Genomic DNA, 17,537 nt, shown 5'->3' on the forward strand with positions numbered 1-17,537 from the left:
CGCTTCTGCTCAACCCTGAGGGCTTGGTGGGGTTATGGCCGGTCGTTCTGACCATTTTTGCCCGGGTAAATGCGGACGAAATGTCTTACGGCTTCCTTAAACCTTGACGTTATCGGTATCACAAAAGGCTCCCGGTTCTCCTCCGCACCAGCGCATGTTTGCTTAGGCTTCGCGTTATGGCAGATGGTTCCGATACGACGCTGACGGCTGATCAGACCGCCTCCGGGCCGGCCCCCAGCGGGCTGGTCGCGGGTATCAAGTCGTTCGCCGCCGGACACGGCGGGGCGAAGGCGGTCATCGAGTACGTCGGCAAGCGCGGCGCCCGGATCGTCCTGGTGGGTTCGGACGGTGCGTGGGGCGACCAGTTCGCGGAGGACACGGTCGTCGCCCGGGAGGCCTGCGCGAAGGCAGGAGTCGCCGTGGAGAACGAGTGGGAGCGGGAACTGATGGACCAGATGCGCCCGAGCAACGACCTCTGGCGTTCGATGGCCCGTCGCACGATGGCCCGTTGAGATAAATTGACCGACCACCACCAGCCGGCCCGGGGGAAACCCCGGGTCGCTCTCGTCACCTGCACCGAACTGCTCGACCTCGAAGCGGACGACCGTCTCGTGATCGACCCGCTCGCCGCCCACGGGGTCGCCGCCGAGCCAGCCGTCTGGGACGACCCGGCCGTCGACTGGGCCCGGTACGACCTGGTCGTGCTCCGCTCGCCCTGGGACTACATGTCCCGTCGGGACGAGTTCGTCGCCTGGGCCGCCCGGGTGCCCCGACTGGTCAACCCGGCCGACGTGGTGCGCTGGAACACCGACAAGCGCTACCTGGACGAACTCTCCGCCGCCGGGGTGCCGACCGTACCCACCGGTTGGGTGCTGCCCGGACAGCCGTGGCAGCCGCCCGCCGACCACGGCGAGTACGTGATCAAGCCGTCGATCAGCGCCGGTAGCCAGGACACCGGCCGCTACGACCTGGCCGATTCGGAGCACCGGGAACTCGCCGTGGCCCACGTACGCCGGCTCGGTGCCGCCGGTCGGGTCACCATGATCCAGCCGTACCTGACGGCGGTGGACACCGATGGCGAAACCGCGCTGCTCTACCTCGCCGGCCCGCAGGGGCTCGCCTTCAGCCACGCCATCCGTAAGGGGCCGATGCTCGCCGGTCCTGACCTCGGGACCGACGGCCTGTACAAGGTCGAGGAGATCAGCCCGCGTACCGCCGCCGCCGACCAGCTCGCGGTGGCGGAACGAACCCTGGCCACGGTGCCCGGCGGGCCACAGCGGCTGCTCTACGCCCGGGTGGACCTGATTCCCGGCCCGGACGGTACGCCCGTGCTGGTGGAACTGGAGCTGACCGAGCCCTCCCTGTTCCTCGGCTACGCGCACGGGGCTCCGGAGCGGCTTGCCGAGGCCATCCGCACCCACCTTCGGCGGCCCTGAAGCGCGGGCAAGAGCCAGGCCCGAGGGCTGCCGCAGGGCGGAGGGGTGGGTCAGACGTGGGCCGGTTCGGCCTCCTCGGCCGGCGTGACGGGCCGGGCGGCCGGGGGGTCGACCGGGCGGCGTTCACGGATCGACCAGAGCACCGACAGGGTGGCCAGCCAGACCAGGCAGGAACCGAGCATGTGCGCCCCCACCAGCAGCACCGGCAGGTTCGTGAAGTACTGCACGAAGCCGATCACGCCCTGGGCCAGCTCGACCAGCAGCAGGGTGCGGGCGGCCCGTACGGCGGCGGCCGGTGCGCCGAGGGCGCGCAGCGCCAGCCACAGGCCCACGGTCAGGCCGACCAGCAGGAAGACCAGGTCGGCGTGCACCTGGGAGATCGTCTGCGGGTCGAGGCCGTTGCGGATCGCGTCGGCGTCGCCGGCGTGCGGACCGCTGCCGGTCACCGCGACCCCGACGACGATCACCGCCGCACTGGCCACCACCGTGGTCCAGGTCAGGGCGCGCAGCGCCGGGGGCACCAGCGTGACCTTCGGCCCGGCGGGCTCGCGCACCCGGCGCCACAGGGCGTACGCGACGAGCAGCAGCAGCATCGAGACCACGAAGTGGATGCCCACGATCGAGGGGTGCAGTTGGGTGCGTACCGTGATCCCGCCGATCACGGCCTGCGCCACGATGCCCAGGACGACGGCGAGCGCGAGCCCGACGGCCCCCGGCCGGCGGCGGCGGTGGGCCAGCGCGGCCAGCAGGGTGGCGCCCGCGATCAGCACCAGCACGAAGGTGAGCAGCCGGTTACCGAACTCGATCACCCCGTGGATGCCCATCTCGGCGGTGGTGGTGTACGACTCGTCGGTGCACCTGGGCCAGGTGGGGCAGCCGAGGCCGGAGGCGGTCAGCCGGACCGCCCCGCCGGTGACGACGATCGCGGCGTTCGCCACGATGTTGGCGAGCGCGAGGCGGCGGAGCAGCGTGGTGGAGACCGGGAACCGGGCGGGTCGCTTCACGAAGCGAATCCTACGCATCGTAGTTGTCACCGATCGGGTGACTCCGCCCCGCTGGTGGTTCGGATCACCGGACCCCACGTTTGCAGGGCCTGAGCGAATTACGTAACGTGGGCGTTGTGAAAAAGGCGGCGGGGTTCTCCGGGCATCCGCCGACGGCCGCCCTGGCTGTCGGCCGGTCGGTGCCGCCTGCCCCCGCGACAGCGGACGGCGCACCCGCCGCCGACCTGTCGACCCGGGACCGGGTCACCCAGCTGCTGCTGGAGCGCCGGGCCGCCACCGCCGCCCAGCTGGGCGACGCGCTGGGGCTCAGCCCGGCGGCGATCCGCCGGCACCTCGACGCGATGCTCGCCGACGGCGACGTGGTCGCCCGCGAGCAGACGGTACGCGGTCACCGGGGCCGGGGCCGTCCGGCCAAGGTGTTCCTGCTGACCGACGCCGCCCGCAGCCGGTGTGGCACTCACCACTACGACAACATGGCCACCGCCGCGCTGCGCTGGATCGCCCGCACCGGTGGCTCGCAGGCGGTGGAGAAGTTCGCCGCCGAGCAGGTGGCCGCCCTGGAGGCGCGCTGCCAGGCGGCCCTGGCCGACGCCGGGGACGATCCGATGGCGCGGGCGGAGGCACTCGCCGCCGCGCTGACCGCCGAGGGCTACGCTGCCAGTGCGTCCACGATCGCTTCCGGCGGCCAGCTCTGTCAGCACCACTGCCCGGTGGCGCACGTGGCCGCCGAGTTCCCCCAGCTGTGCGAGGCCGAGACCACGGTGATTTCCCGCCTGGTCGGCACGCACGTACAGCGCCTGGCCACCATCGCGCACGGCGACGGGGTGTGCACCACGCACATTCCCGGTCCGCCGCCTGCCCAGTCCGGTACGACCGTCACCACTGTGAGGACAGATAGATGACCGAGCAGATCGTCCAGCCCCTGACCCAGGAGGAGCAGCTCGCCGCCCTGGGCAACTACGAGTACGGCTGGGCCGACCCGGACGTCGCCGGGGCGATCGCCCAGCGCGGCCTCAACGAGGCGGTGGTGCGGGACATCTCGGCCAAGAAGAACGAGCCGGCCTGGATGCTCGACCTGCGCCTGAAGGGCCTGCGGCTGTTCGAGCGCAAGCCGATGCCGGCCTGGGGCGCCGACCTCACCGGGATCGACTTCGACAACATCAAGTACTTCGTGCGCTCCACCGAGAAGCAGGCCACCAGCTGGGAGGACCTGCCCGAGGACATCAAGAACACCTACGACAAGCTGGGCATCCCGGAGGCGGAGAAGCAGCGGCTGGTCGCCGGTGTCGCGGCGCAGTACGAGTCCGAGGTGGTCTACCACAAGATCCGTGAGGACCTGGAGGAGCAGGGTGTTCTCTTCCTGGACACCGACACCGCCCTCAAGGAGCACGAGGACGTCTTCAAGGAGTACTTCGGCACGGTGATCCCGGTCGGCGACAACAAGTTCGCCGCCCTGAACACCTCCGTGTGGTCCGGTGGGTCGTTCATCTACGTGCCGAAGGGTGTGCACGTGGAGATCCCGCTGCAGGCGTACTTCCGGATCAACACCGAGAACATGGGCCAGTTCGAGCGGACGCTGATCATCGTCGACGAGGGCGCGTACGTGCACTACGTCGAGGGCTGCACCGCGCCCATCTACTCCTCGGACTCGCTGCACAGCGCCGTGGTGGAGATCATCGTCAAGAAGAACGCCCGGTGCCGCTACACGACCATCCAGAACTGGTCGAACAACGTCTACAACCTGGTCACCAAGCGGGCCGTCTGCCACGAGGGCGCGACCATGGAGTGGATCGACGGCAACATCGGCTCCAAGGTGACCATGAAGTACCCGGCGGTCTACATGACCGGTGAGCACGCCAAGGGCGAGGTGCTCTCGGTGGCCATGGCCGGCGAGGGTCAGCACCAGGACGCCGGCGCCAAGATGGTGCACGCGGCGCCGCACACCAGCAGCACCATCGTGTCGAAGTCGATCGCCCGGGGCGGCGGCCGGACCTCGTACCGGGGCCTGGTGCAGGTGCTGGAGGGTTCGCACAGCAGCGCCAGCACGGTCAAGTGCGACGCCCTGCTGGTCGACACCATCTCCCGCTCGGACACCTACCCGTACGTCGACATCCGCGAGGACGACGTGTCGATGGGGCACGAGGCGACCGTCTCCAAGGTCAGCGAGGACCAGCTCTTCTACCTGATGAGCCGGGGCCTGAGCGAGGACGAGGCGATGGCGATGATCGTGCGTGGCTTCATCGAGCCGATCGCCAAGGAACTGCCGATGGAGTACGCCCTGGAGCTCAACCGCCTGATCGAGCTGCAGATGGAGGGCGCGGTCGGCTGACCCGCCCCGCCCGGCGGGTCGGCCCGCGCCGACCCGCCAACCCAGCACCAGACCGTCGTCGCAAGAACAGACCAAGGACGAGATGACTACCCAGGCTTCCGCGCCGCCGAGCACCAAGTCGCAGGCGCTGCGCTCGTACGACGTCGCCGACTTCCCGGCCCTCACCGGCCTGGAGGAGGAGTGGCGCTTCACCCCGCTCAAGCGGCTGCGCGGGCTGGTCGGCGACGACCGGACCGCCACCGGCACGGTTCGGCACGAGTACGACGAACTGCCCGAGGGCGTGACCGTCGAGCGGATCGGCCGCGACGACCAGCGGGTCGGCAGCGTGCTCACCCCGGTCGACCGGGTCAGCGCGCTGGCCTACGGTGGCGTCGAGCAGGCGCTGCTGGTGCGGGTGGCCCAGGACGCCGTGGTGAGTGGCCCGACCATCCTGCGGGCCGTCGGCGAGGGCAGCGAGGGCCTGGCCTTCGGGCACACCGTCGTCCAGGTCGGCCGGTTCGCCGAGGCGATCCTGGTGCTGGAGCAGGTCGGTTCGGCGACCCTCGCCGACAACGTCGAGGTGACGGTGGGCGACGGGGCGAAGCTGACCCTGGTCACCGTCGCCGACTGGGCCGACGACGCGGTGCAGGCGCAGCACCTGAAGGTGCGGCTGGGCCGGGACGCCCGGGTGCTGCACGTCCAGGTCACCCTCGGCGGCGACCTGGTCCGCCAGTACACCACCGTCGAGTACACCGAGCGGGGTGGCGAGGCCGAGCTGTACGGCGTCTACTTCGCCGACTCCGGCCAGCACCTGGAGCACCGGCAACTGGTCGACCACACCGTGCCGGACTGCCGCAGCTACGTCGGCTACCGGGGCGCGTTGCAGGGCGAGAGCGCCCACACGGTCTGGGTGGGTGACGTGCTGATCCGCGCCGAGGCGACCGGCACCGACACGTACGAGATCAACCGGAACCTGCTGCTGAGCGACGGCGCGCGGGCGGACTCCGTACCGAACCTGGAGATCGAGACCGGCGAGATCGCCGGTGCCGGCCACGCCAGCGCGACCGGTCGCTTCGACGACGAGCAGCTGTTCTACCTGATGGCCCGGGGTATTCCGGAGGCCGAGGCGCGCCGGTTGGTGGTGCGCGGCTTCTTCGCCGAGCTGCTGAACAAGATCCCGGTCGAGGACCTGCGCGAGCGGCTCGGCGAGGCGATCGAGGCGCGGCTCACCAAGGCCGGCGCCTGATGATCCGCATCTGCGCCGTCGAGGACGTGCCGAAGGGCAGCGCGATCAGCGCCGACGTCGGGGGCACCCAGGTCGCCCTGGTGCACGGGGAGGACGGCCAGTTCTACGCCGTGTACGACGAGTGCTCGCACGCCGCCGTGGCGCTCTCCGAGGGCGAGGTCGAGGGCTGCACGCTGGAGTGCTGGCTGCACGGCTCCCGCTTCGACCTGCGTACCGGTGCGCCGACCGGGCTGCCCGCCACCGAACCCGTACCCGTCTATCCCGTCGAAGTCCGCGACGGCGACATCTACCTTTCCGTGGACGGCGACGGCCGCCCGCTGCCGAGTAATGGAGTGACCCGATAATGAGCACCCTGGAGATCCGTGACCTGCAGGTGTCGGTCAAGCTGCCCGAGGGTGAGCTCAAGCCGATCCTGGCCGGTGTCGACCTGACCGTGCGCTCCGGTGAGACGCACGCGATCATGGGCCCGAACGGCTCCGGCAAGTCGACCCTGGCGTACTCGATCGCCGGGCACCCGAAGTACGAGATCACCGGTGGCTCGGTGACCCTCGACGGCGTCGACGTGCTGGAGATGTCCGTCGACGAGCGGGCCCGCGCCGGTCTCTTCCTGGCCATGCAGTACCCGGTCGAGGTCCCCGGCGTGTCGGTGGCGAACTTCCTGCGTACCGCCAAGACCGCGATCGACGGTGAGGCGCCGAAGCTGCGCACCTGGGGTGGCGAGCTGCGGGGCGCGATGGAGCGCCTGCACATGGACCCGGCGTTCGCCCAGCGCAACGTCAACGAGGGCTTCTCCGGCGGCGAGAAGAAGCGGCACGAGATCGTGCAGCTGGAGCTGCTCAAGCCGAAGGTGGCCATCCTCGACGAGACCGACTCCGGTCTGGACGTCGACGCGCTGCGCGTGGTCAGCGAGGGGGTCAACCGGGTGCGCGACACCGGCGACACCGGCCTGCTGCTGATCACCCACTACACCCGGATCCTGCGCTACATCAAGCCGGACTTCGTGCACGTCTTCGTGGCTGGCCGGATCGTCGAGCAGGGCGGCCCGGAGCTGGCCGACAAGCTCGAAGAAGAGGGCTACGAGCGGTACGTGGCCGGCGCCGGTTCGGCGCGGGCCTGACGTCCAAGAAAGGGCTGGTCACCACGATGACCACCATCGCGATCCCGCCGGGGATGCCGCAGTACGACGACGTGCCGCGCTACGACGTGGCGGCGGTGCGTGCCGACTTCCCGATCCTCGGTCGGGAGGTCAACGGGCATCCGCTGGTCTACCTCGACAGCGCCAACACCTCGCACAAGCCGCGCCAGGTGCTCGACGTGCTGCGCGAGCACTACGAGCGGCACAACGCCAACGTGTCCCGGTCGGTGCACACGCTGGGCACCGAGGCCACCGAGGCGTACGAGGCGGCCCGGGCGAAGGTCGCCGCGTTCGTCAACGCGCCGAGCGTGGACGAGGTGGTGTTCACCAAGAACTCCACCGAGGCGATCAACATCGTGGCGTACGCCTTCTCGAACGCCTCGCTGCGCCCGGACGCCGACCCTCGGTTCCGGCTCGGCCCGGGTGACGAGATCGTGATCTCCGAGATGGAGCACCACTCGAACATCGTGCCGTGGCAGTTGCTGGCCGAGCGGACCGGCGCGACGCTGCGCTGGTTCCCGGTCACCGACAACGGCCGGCTGGACGAGTCCGGGCTGACCGACCTGGTCAACGAGCGGACGAAGATCGTCTCGCTGGTGCACATGTCCAACATCCTGGGCACCGTCAACGCCACCGCGCGGATCACCGCGCGGGTGCGTGAGGTGGGCGCGTTGCTGCTGCTGGACTGCTCGCAGTCGGTGCCGCACATGCCGATCGACGTGGTCGACCTGGACGCGGACTTCATCGTCTTCACCGGGCACAAGATGTGCGGTCCGACCGGCATCGGCGTGCTGTGGGGGCGGGCGGAACTGCTCGCCGCCATGCCGCCGGTGCTCGGTGGTGGCTCGATGATCGAGACGGTGACGATGGGCGGCTCCACGTTCGCCGCGCCGCCGGCCCGGTTCGAGGCGGGCACCCCGCCGATCGCCGAGGCCGTGGCCCTCGGCGCCGCCGTGGACTACCTCACCGGCCTCGGCATGCCGGCGATCCAGTGGCACGAGAAGCAGCTGACCGCGTACGCCCTGGACGCCCTGGGTAGCGTGCCCGACCTGCGGATCTTCGGCCCGGAGGTGCCGGTCGGCCGGGGTGGCACGATCTCCTTCGCTCTCGGCGACGTGCACCCGCACGACGTCGGGCAGGTGCTCGACTCCCTCGGTGTGCAGGTGCGGGTGGGTCACCACTGTGCCCGGCCGGTCTGCACCCGGTTCGGGGTGCCGGCGATGACCCGGGCCTCGTTCTACCTCTACACCACCACCGAGGAGATCGACGCCCTGGTGGCGGGCCTGGAACAGGTGCGGAAGGTGTTCGGTTGAGTCTGGCGATGCAGCGGCGAATCGACGGGAGGCCAGTCTGATGCAGCTGGAGTCTCTCTACCAGGAGATCATCCTGGACCACTACAAGCATCCGCACGGGCGTGGTCTGCGCGACGCCGCCGACCCGGCCGACCGGGTGGCCGAGGCGCACCACGTCAACCCGACCTGCGGTGACGAGGTGACCGTCCGGGTGGCCACCGACGGCGAGGTGCTGCACGACGTGTCGTACGAGGGGATGGGCTGCTCGATCAGCCAGGCGTCCGCCAGCGTGCTGCACGAGCTGTTGACCGGCCGGGGTACGGCCGACGCGTACCGGGTGCACGAGGCGTTCGTGGCACTGATGTCCGGCCGTGGCCAGGTCACGCCGGACGAAGAGGTGCTCGGTGACGGGGTGGCGTTCGAGGGCGTCGCCCGCTATCCCGCCCGGGTCAAGTGCGCGCTGTTGCCGTGGATGGCGTTCAAGGACGCCGCGGCACGCGCCGGGGTGGGCGAGAGCCCGACGGAGGTGAAGGCATGACCGAGGATTCTGTTCCCGCGCCGGAGACGGGCGCGGTGGCGACCGACGGTGCGGCGACGCCGGCGGCCGGCGGCAAGGCGGCCGTGGCCGACGTCGAGGAGGCGATGAAGGACGTCGTCGACCCGGAGCTGGGCATCAACGTGGTCGACCTGGGTCTGGTGTACGGGGTGCACGTCGACGACGAGAACGTTGCCACCCTGGACATGACGCTGACGTCGGCGGCCTGCCCGCTGACCGACGTGATCGAGGATCAGGCCCGCCAGGCGCTGACCACCGGCCCGGGTGGCGGTCTGGTCAACGACATCCGGATCAACTGGGTCTGGCTGCCGCCGTGGGGACCGGACAAGATCACCGACGAGGGTCGGGACCAGCTCCGCTCCCTCGGCTTCAACGTCTGAGGCGTACGAACAGCGCCCGGAGCCCGGCCTTGGCCGGATGCTCCGGGCGCTGTCGCGTGGGTAGGTGCGTCAGGTCAGAGGGTCAGGGTCCAGCTGTCCAGGTAGCCGGTGTCGGCGCTGGCGGAGTCCTGGACGCGCAGCTTCCAGGCACCGTTGGCGGCCTTGCCGGACAGGTCCCGGGTGTAGGTCTGGAAGATGTTGTCGGCGCTGCCGCCGGTGCGGTTGTGCAGCACGTAGGCGGTGCCGTCCGGGGCGATCAGCGAGACGGTCAGGTCACCGATCCAGGTGTGGTAGATGCGGACCGCGACGGTGCTGGTGGCACTGGCGTTGCGTCCGCAGCCGTGGATCACGATCGTGCTCTCGATCGTGCTGTTGTCGTTGATCGCGTAGTCGGTGGCGTTGGTCTGGGCGCATCCCGGCGGACCGTTGACGGTGAGCGCGAAGGTGGTGGCCTGGGAGGTCTCCGGTCCGGTGCCGATCACGCTCAGCGAGTAGAGGCCCGGAACGGTGGTGGCGGCGGTGCTCAGGGTCAGCGTGGCGGTGCCGCCGGAGGTGACCGTGGCCGGGCTGAAGCTGGCGGTGACGCCGGCCGGTAGGCCGGAGACGCTCAGCGCCACGCTGTGCGGCGTGCCGACCGTGGTGGTGGTGCTGACCGTGGCGGTGGTCGAGCTGCCCGGGGTGACGGCGCCGGTGCCCGGGGTGACACCGATGCTGAAGTCCTGGGTGGGCGGCACGATGTTGCCGGTGTAGAGCAGCTTGTTCGGCGAGCCGGTGCCCGGGCTGGTCACCACGTTGTTGGTGGCGTCGTTGACCAGCAGGTCGCGGATCTGCTGCGGGGTGTAGCCGGGGTTGGCGGCCACCGCCAGGGCAGCCGCGCCGGCGACGTGCGGGGCCGCCATCGAGGTGCCGCTGATGGTGTTGGTGGCCGTGTCGCTGCCGATCCAGGCCGAGGTGATGCTGCTGCCCGGGGCGAAGATGTCCAGGCAGGTGCCGAAGTTGGAGTAGCTGGCCCGGGCGTCGGTGCTGGTGGTCGCGCCGACGGTGATCGCCTCCGGGGTGGCGGCGGGGGAGAAGCTGCACGCGTTGGCGTTGCTGTTACCGGCGGCGAGGGAGTACACCACGCCGTCGGCGATGGAACGGCTGACCGCGTCGTTGGTGGCCTGGTCGTAGCCGCCACCGAGGCTCATGTTGGCCACCGCCGGCTCACCCGGCTGGTGGTCCGCGGTGACCCAGTCGATGCCCGCGATGACCTGCGCGTAGGTGCCGCCGCCGCTGTTGTCCAGCACGCGGACGCCGACCAGGGTGACCCCCTTGGCCACCCCGTACGCGGTGCCGCCGACGGTGCCGGCGACGTGGGTGCCGTGGCCGTTGCCGTCGTCGGCGCTGCCGCCGTCGATGGCGTCGAAGCCGGTGACGGCCCGCCCGCCGAAGTCGGAGTGGGAGAACCGGATGCCGGTGTCGATGATGTACGCGGTGACCCCGGTGCCGTCGTTGGGGTAGCTGAAGCTGTTGTTCAGCGGCAGGGACCGCTGGTCGATGCGGTCCAGGCCCCAGGAGGGGGTGGGCGCCTGGGTGCCGGCGATCGAGACGGTCCGGTTCTGCTGGATGTACTCGACGGCGGGGTTGGCAGCCAGCCGCTTGGCGGCCCGCTCGGTCAGGCGTACCTCGAAGCCGCGCAGCGCGTCGCGGTAGGTGCGGGCCACGCTGCCGCCGTGCTTGCCAGCGAGGGACTTGGCGGTGGCTGCGACCTGTGCCCGGCTCACCGCGCTGTCCTTCAGTACGACGATGTACGAGTCGGCGACGGCGCTCTGGTCACCGGCGTGCAGGATCTGGCCCTGCGCCGGTTCGGCGTTTGCTGGTGCGGCGAACGCCAGCGTGGTGAGAGCGGCGGTGGCGGTGAGTCCGAGGCGCATACTGCGCCGTGGTGGCCGGGAGAAGATCATCTCCCGCCTCCTTTCCGATGCGCGGCCGGCCTGTTTGTGACAGGTCTGCCGATTGCCGTGGAGCTGACTGACACAGATGCTAGGGCCAAAGCATATAGATGTTTAGATATTTGATTACCGCTTCGGGTCCCGTACTCTGGTGCGGTTGCCATCCAGCTCGATCGATCGGTATTCGTTAACGAGGCGGAAACATGGCCCGTAATTTCGCGCCCCGTTCACCGCCGATCGCCGCAGTTGTTGCGGTCGGGTGAAAAGTTTCCACGGGGCAATATTCCGGAATTGCCAACTGATTCCCGATGGGCCGGCGCCCGAGGCTGGTCCCGCGTTAATGCGCTGGCGCGGGCCGGGACGCGCGGTCCAGGATGTGCACGTGAACGAGGCGTACCCGATCCCACCGTCCGCTGTCACCGCGACCATCGTCGTCGGTCGACAGCAGGTGGCATCGGGCCGCGTCTCGATCCGCTTTCGACCGTCGTGACCGGCGCGTTCCTGGCCGGCGTCGTCGCCGGCTACGGTGTCGCCATTCCGGTCGGCGCCATCGCCGTACTCATTCTCGGACTGGCCGCGCGAACCTCGTTCCGGGTCGGCGCGTCCGCCGCGCTCGGGGTGGCCACCGCCGACGGGGTCTACGCCGGGGTCGCGGCCTTCGGTGGTGCCATCGTCGCCGGCTGGCTGGCGCCGTTCGCCACGCCGCTACGGCTGGTCGCGGCGGCGGTGCTGCTGGCCCTGGCCGGGCACGGGACGTGGCGGGCCCTGCGGCCCCGCGGCCCGGTCCGCCCGGACCCGGACACCGGAGGCGGGGCAAGCCCACGAACAGCACGACGCGGACTGGAGACCCCGGCCCGGGCGTTCGCCGGGATCCTCGCGCTGACCCTGCTCAACCCCGCCACCGTCGTCTACTTCACGGCGCTGGTGCTCGGCCGGCCGGACCTGGGTGGATCCGGCGTCGCCCTCGCGGCGCTGTTCACCCTCGGGGTGTTCCTCGCCTCGGCCAGCTGGCAGCTGCTGATCGCCGCCGGCGGCACGATGGTCGGTCGGCTGCTCACCAGCGACCGTGGCCGCCTGGTCACCGCGCTGCTGTCGAGCGCCATCATCGCGGCGCTCGCCGTCGCCATGCTCGTCAACCGATGATCGGCGCAAACCCTCCACTTCGGGCAGTCGAATGTGACGATCGCGGTACGAACGCGTTGCGGATCGCGTGCCCTGGCCCCGGGCCAGAGCTTCTTCCCCTTTTCAGTGGATGTCCGGCATCCGCCATCCGCCTAGGGTGCTGTCAGATCCGTAGATCATCCGCGGCTGTCCCGTCGACCCGGGCGGGCGTGGTTCGGTCTCACCCCTCCACCAACAGGGAGCTGACTTGAGGACCCCCCTCACCCACCAATCGGGTGGCCGGTCGAGAGACGGCCGGTCACGTCGTGGTCGACTGGCCGCAATCCTGGTAGCCGCGATGACCGCGGCGATGCTGCCGGTCCTGGCGGCACCGACGGCGGCCGGTGCCGCCCCCGCCACGCCGTCGGCCGACGGGCCGTGGCGGAAGGTGGACGGCAAGCCCGCCGCCACCAGATCGGGCCGACCCGCCGCGATCAAGGCGAAGCGGCTGAGCGCCTACACGCTGGACCGTGCCGGCATCAAGGGTGTGCTGGACAAGGCGCCGACCGAGAACCGTCGGGCGTTGCGCCAGCAGAAGCAGGTGGTGTCGCTGCCCGCGCCGGACGGCAGCTTCCAGCGCTTCGAGCTGGTGAAGTCGCCGGTGATGGAACCGGGCCTCGCCGCCAAGCACCCGGAGATCAGCACGTACGCGGGCACGGGTCTGGACGACCCGACCGCGACGATCCGGGCGGACCTGACCCCCCTGGGCTTCCACGCGTCGATCCGCTCCGCTGAGGGCGCCTGGTACATCGACCCCTACTACCACCGTGACCAGAGCCTGTACGCGAGCTACTTCGCGCGCGACCTGGAGGACCGGCACGGCGACTTCGTCGAGCGGGAGGACGTCGAGTCGGCGGCCCACGCCCTGCACGACGAGGTCACCTCGGCCCTCGACGAGCCGGTGGCCGGTCCGCTGGTGACGCTGCGCACCTACCGCCTCGCGTTCGTCACCGACCCGACGTACGCGAACTACTTCGGGGCGGAGAACGTGACCGCGGCGAAGGTGACGCTGATCAACCGGGTGAACCAGATCTACGAGGACGAGACGGCGATCCGGCTCGTCCTGATCAACGACACCGACAAGACCAACCTGAACACCCCGAGCCTGGCCACCGAGCCGAACGGCCCGTGCGGTGGGGCGGCCTGCTACACCCCGGCGCAGGTCGCCGGGTGCAGCAGCGGCCTGCTGAACCGCAACCGGATCGTGCTCGGCCAGATCGTCGGCGCCAGCAACTACGACGTCGGCCACATCGGTCTCGGCCTCAGCGGCGGTGGCATCGCCGGCCTCGGCGTGGTGGGCGGCGACGGCAAGGCCCGCGGCTGCACCGGCCTGCCGAACCCGGTCGGTGACTACTTCGCGGTCGACTACGTGGCCCACGAGATCGGTCACCAGTTCGCCGGGAACCACACCTTCAACGGCAACCAGTGGAACTGCTCCGGCGGCAACCGCAGCGCGGCCAACTCGTACGAGCCGGGCAGCGGTTCGTCGATCATGGCGTACGCCGGCATCTGCCAGCAGGACAACCTCCAGCCGCACACCGACCCGTACTGGTCGCACCGGACCTACACCGAGATCACGAACTTCGTGACCTCGAACCGGCCGGCGATCAACGAGGTGCAGACGATCTCGCTCGTCGACTTCGACACCAACGGCGACTCGTTCACCGTGAACTACGGCGGCGTCGACTCGGCACCGATCGTGCGCGGCGTCAACTACACCACCGCCGGGATCAAGGCGGCGATCGAGTCGATCGCCGGTTGGCCGGCGGGCGCCATCGCCACGGTGGCCGCCTTCGGTGCCAGCGGCGCGCTCAACGACACCGGCTTCCAGGTCACCTTCGGTGGCACCCTGGCCGCCACCAACGTCGCCCCGCTCGCCCTGACCAACCTCACCGGTGCCACCGGTTTCGTCGGCGAGACCGCCAAGGGTGGTGCCATCGACAACGGTGGCCACCTGGTCGAGCAGACCACCAACCACGCGCCGGTGGTCACCGTGCCGGACAACGTCACCATCCCGGTGCGTACCCCGTTCGCGCTCACCGGCAGCGCCACCGACGTGGACGGCGACACGATCACCTACCTGTGGGAGCAGAACGACCGGGGCGGCAGCGCCGGTACCGCGTTGATGAACAACACCAAGACCAACGGGCCGCTGTTCCGGGTCTTCGGCGAGCCGGCGTGGGTGTCGCCGGAGGACGCCCTGAAGTACCACTCGCCGGGCCAGAACGCGGTCACCACCAACTCGACCCGGGTCTTCCCGGACCTGAAGCAGATCCTGGCCGGCAACACCAACGCCAAGACGGGGGCCTGCCCGGCCGCCCCGGCGCCACCGGCCAGCGGTAGCGCCTCGAACGTTCCGCCGGAGATCCTGGACTGCTACTCGGAGTTCCTGCCCACCCGCGACTGGGTCGGCTTCAACAACGACCGGACGCTGAACTTCAAGCTCACCGCCCGGGACGGACGGCTGGGCGGCGGCGGCATCGGCAGCGCCAACGTGGCGTTGAGGCTGGCCCCGGACGCCGGGCCGTTCCTGGTGACCTCGCAGGCCGGCGCCACCACCCTCGACGGTGGCTCGGCGCAGACCGTGACCTGGGACGTGGCCGGCACCGACGCGGCGCCGGTCAACGCCAGCAACGTGAAGATCACGCTTTCCGTCAACGGTGGCGAGACCTTCCCGTACGTGCTGGCCGAGAGCACCCCGAACACCGGCACCGCGACGGTGAACCTGCCGAACCTGGCGACCGGGCAGGCCCGGATCAAGATCGAGGCGGTCGGCAACGTCTTCTTCGCCGTCAACGACGCCGAGTTCACCATCCGGTCCGCGCCCGAGGTGTCCAACGACGCCCCGGCCGGCGGGGCCAGCGTCCAGTACAGCGACGCGCTCTCGCCGACGGTGACGATCACGGCGACCGACGCCGACACCGCCGGGACCGCGCTGGCCGCGTCCGCCACCGGTCTGCCGGCCGGCCTGGTCCTGGCCGTGGGCGACACCTCCGGCACGGACACCCGACCCGGCACCCGGAACTGGACGGTCACCGGCACCACCGCGGCGGCCCCGGGCGACTACCCCGTCACCGTCACGGTGACCGACGGCTCCGGCCTGGCCGGCAGCACCTCGTTCACCATCAGCGTCACCCCGGAGAACGCGGCGGCGACCTGGGCCGGTGACACGCTGGTGAGCACCGCGACCAGCGGTGCCGCCGGCAGCGCCCTGCTGCGGGCCGTCCTGCGGGACAGCTCGGTGCTTCCGTCGGCGACCGACACCACCGCCGGCGACCTGCGCAACGCCACGGTGACCTTCACGGCGGGCAGGGCGACGCTCTGCACCGGCGAGGTGGAACTGGTCGCCGCGCCGACCACCACCGGCTCGGCGGCCTGCACGGCGACCCTGCCGGCGGGTACGCACACCATCACCGCGACGGTTGGTGGGTACTACACCGGCAGCACCACGGCCACCGTGACGGTCGGACGGTCCGACGGCGGGTTCCTCACCGGTGACGGCGAGATCACCGTCACCCGGTCGGCCGGGGCCTACCCGGCGGACCGGTCGTCGAAGGTGTCGGTGGACCTGAACGCCAAGCCGGCCACCACCAAGAAGGCGGCGTCGGGCCACGCGGAGATCACGTTCAAGTCCGGTGGCGCCACCTACAAGGTCAAGACCACTGCGGTCGACGGCCTCGGCATCACCTCGGCGGGCAAGCTGGCCGAGGTGCGCTACCGGGCCAGCCTGTACGACAGCAAGGGCAAGCTGGTGGCCAGTGGCCTGACGCTGGCGGTGGCGGTGACCGACCGGGGTGCTCCGGGCCGCAACGACACCGTCGGGATCACCCTGTGGCAGGGCGGTGTCCTGCTGTTCTCGTCCGACTGGACGGGGGCGGGTACCGGCGAGGTGAAGTTGACCGGCGGCAACCTCACGGTGCACTGACCGACGGACAGCTGACGCGGGAGGACACCGAGCCGGTGTCCTCCCGCGTACCGTTTCCGCGCTGCCCTGCTGCCGTCCCACGTACCGCTGCCTCTCGCCCGTGCCGTACGGTCGGGGGATGAGCAGCCGACCCGCGGCCGGGGGTGGCCGGTGGGTCGAGGTCGACCCGGCCCGCCTCGCACGCTGGGTGGCCGGCTTCGCCGAGCGGCACGGCCCGCCCGTCAGCACCACCCACGAGTACGGCCTGCTGCTGTCGGCGCCCGACGGCGCCACCGCCGAACTGCACACCCCGCCGGGCGCACCCGCAGCGCCGGACCTCGAAACCTTCGTCGTGCAGGCCATCGTGCCGCGCCGGATCGGGCTGCTGCTGGCCCGTAAGGGCGCGGTGGCGGTCGGCGTCGCCGAGGGGGACCAACTGCCGGTACACAAGGTGGACACCCGGTACGTGCAGGGGCGCACCGCCGCAGGTGGCTGGTCGCAGCAGCGCTTCGCCCGACGCCGGGACAACCAGGCGAAGGCGGCGCTGGCCGACGCCGTCGACCTCGCGGCCCGGCTGCTGTTGCCGCAGGCCGACCGGCTGGACGCGGTGGTCGCCGGTGGGGACCGGCGGGCCGTGGACAGCGCGCTGGCCGACCGCCGGCTCGCCCCGCTGGCCGCGCTGCGTGCCGACCGCCTGCTCGACGTACCCGAGCCGCGGTACGCGGTGCTGGTCGCCGCGGTCGCCGCCGCTCGGGCGGTGCACGTGCTGGTACGCGATCCGCATCGCGACCCGACCAGCTGACCTCGCAGACCCCAGTTCCTCCGGTGCGGACACCGGTCGAGCCACGCCGCGCGTGCCGACCCCCGTCGTGACAGGCGATCTTTCTGGCAGTGCTTATCAAAAGCCGCAGATCGTCAAACGGCGGCGTTGACAGATCGACATGCCTAAGTAATGGTGTGATCACTTCACGGGGGAGGTTCGTTTTGTCGTACCATTTTTCTGTCTTAGTTGATCACTCACGGTTACGTTGGCGGTCCTGGTCGAGGGCTGCGCTGGCGGTGGTGCTGGTCGGTGCGGGCCTTTCGGCGGTGGCCGGTGACCCGGCGCAGGCGTCGCCTGCCGCGGAAGCCGACTGTTCGGTGCGGGTGGCTGCTGATGAGGTGGCTGCTGCTGCGTTGGCCGT

At 70.5% G+C, this 17,537-nt stretch carries 15 protein-coding genes; 13 read left to right on the forward strand and 2 right to left on the reverse strand.

The window, feature by feature from the left end; translation table 11 throughout:
- Positions 1–176: 176 nt before the first annotated feature.
- On the forward strand, positions 177–512 hold the full coding sequence (locus E0H26_RS10800) for a hypothetical protein (RefSeq protein WP_131303439.1): 336 nt from the start codon (positions 177–179) through the stop codon (positions 510–512).
- Between the two features lie 6 nt (positions 513–518).
- Positions 519–1,436: an ATP-grasp domain-containing protein gene (locus tag E0H26_RS10805; protein WP_131303440.1), complete on the forward strand. Its 918-nt coding sequence runs from the start codon at positions 519–521 to the stop codon at positions 1,434–1,436.
- 50 nt (positions 1,437–1,486) lie between these two features.
- Here the strand turns inward: E0H26_RS10805 and E0H26_RS10810 are convergent, their stop codons facing one another.
- A complete protein-coding gene (locus E0H26_RS10810) occupies positions 1,487–2,458 on the reverse strand; it encodes a COX15/CtaA family protein (protein WP_206025006.1) in 972 nt (323 codons plus the stop codon).
- Between the two features lie 98 nt (positions 2,459–2,556).
- Here E0H26_RS10810 and E0H26_RS10815 point away from each other — a divergent pair, with 98 nt between their 5' ends.
- The 8 genes from E0H26_RS10815 (at position 2,557) to E0H26_RS10850 (ending at position 9,357) form a co-directional block, all read left to right on the forward strand.
- A complete protein-coding gene (locus tag E0H26_RS10815; RefSeq protein WP_420812817.1) occupies positions 2,557–3,342 on the forward strand; it encodes a helix-turn-helix transcriptional regulator in 786 nt (261 codons plus the stop codon).
- The gene (gene sufB / locus E0H26_RS10820; protein ID WP_131303442.1) at positions 3,339–4,769 is read left to right on the forward strand and encodes a Fe-S cluster assembly protein SufB; all 1,431 of its coding nucleotides are present in this window, start codon (positions 3,339–3,341) and stop codon (positions 4,767–4,769) included. The genes E0H26_RS10815 and sufB overlap by 4 nt, the downstream gene beginning before the upstream one ends.
- A gap of 82 nt (positions 4,770–4,851) precedes the next feature.
- Entirely contained in the window at positions 4,852–5,994 is a 1,143-nt protein-coding gene (gene sufD, locus E0H26_RS10825; RefSeq protein WP_131303443.1) for a Fe-S cluster assembly protein SufD, read from the forward strand.
- Positions 5,994–6,338, forward strand: coding sequence for a non-heme iron oxygenase ferredoxin subunit (locus tag E0H26_RS10830; RefSeq protein WP_131303444.1), 345 nt, complete (start codon positions 5,994–5,996; stop codon positions 6,336–6,338). The genes sufD and E0H26_RS10830 overlap by 1 nt, the downstream gene beginning before the upstream one ends.
- Entirely contained in the window at positions 6,338–7,111 is a 774-nt protein-coding gene (gene sufC, locus E0H26_RS10835; protein WP_131303445.1) for a Fe-S cluster assembly ATPase SufC, read from the forward strand. Before E0H26_RS10830 ends, sufC begins: the two co-directional genes overlap by 1 nt.
- Positions 7,112–7,137: 26 nt before the next feature.
- On the forward strand, positions 7,138–8,442 hold the full coding sequence (locus E0H26_RS10840) for a cysteine desulfurase (protein ID WP_131303446.1): 1,305 nt from the start codon (positions 7,138–7,140) through the stop codon (positions 8,440–8,442).
- A 40-nt stretch (positions 8,443–8,482) separates the two neighbouring features.
- Positions 8,483–8,959, forward strand: a complete 477-nt coding sequence (gene sufU, locus E0H26_RS10845; RefSeq protein WP_131303447.1) for a Fe-S cluster assembly sulfur transfer protein SufU — start codon at positions 8,483–8,485, stop codon at positions 8,957–8,959.
- Positions 8,956–9,357: a metal-sulfur cluster assembly factor gene (locus E0H26_RS10850; RefSeq protein WP_131303448.1), complete on the forward strand. Its 402-nt coding sequence runs from the start codon at positions 8,956–8,958 to the stop codon at positions 9,355–9,357. The genes sufU and E0H26_RS10850 overlap by 4 nt, the downstream gene beginning before the upstream one ends.
- Positions 9,358–9,431: 74 nt before the next feature.
- On the opposite strand, the gene E0H26_RS10855 is transcribed toward E0H26_RS10850, so the two are convergent.
- The gene (locus E0H26_RS10855; RefSeq protein WP_240742102.1) at positions 9,432–11,300 is read right to left on the reverse strand and encodes a S8 family peptidase; all 1,869 of its coding nucleotides are present in this window, start codon (positions 11,298–11,300) and stop codon (positions 9,432–9,434) included.
- Positions 11,301–11,774: 474 nt separating this feature from the next.
- On the opposite strand from E0H26_RS10855, the gene E0H26_RS10860 reads away from it, so the two are divergent.
- The 3 genes from E0H26_RS10860 to E0H26_RS10870 all read left to right on the forward strand — a co-directional run bounded on the left by E0H26_RS10860 (position 11,775) and on the right by E0H26_RS10870 (position 17,155).
- Entirely contained in the window at positions 11,775–12,431 is a 657-nt protein-coding gene (locus E0H26_RS10860) for a LysE family transporter (protein WP_131303449.1), read from the forward strand.
- A 316-nt stretch (positions 12,432–12,747) separates the two neighbouring features.
- Complete coding sequence (locus tag E0H26_RS10865; protein WP_240742103.1) at positions 12,748–16,374, forward strand: reprolysin-like metallopeptidase; 3,627 nt, start codon at positions 12,748–12,750, stop codon at positions 16,372–16,374.
- Between the two features lie 118 nt (positions 16,375–16,492).
- Complete coding sequence (locus E0H26_RS10870) at positions 16,493–17,155, forward strand: acVLRF1 family peptidyl-tRNA hydrolase (RefSeq protein WP_131303450.1); 663 nt, start codon at positions 16,493–16,495, stop codon at positions 17,153–17,155.
- The last annotated feature ends 382 nt before the right edge of the window (positions 17,156–17,537 follow it).

Origin of the sequence: Micromonospora zingiberis (genome assembly GCF_004331455.1) — a bacterium.
Taxonomy (GTDB): Bacteria; Actinomycetota; Actinomycetes; order Mycobacteriales; family Micromonosporaceae; genus Micromonospora; species Micromonospora zingiberis.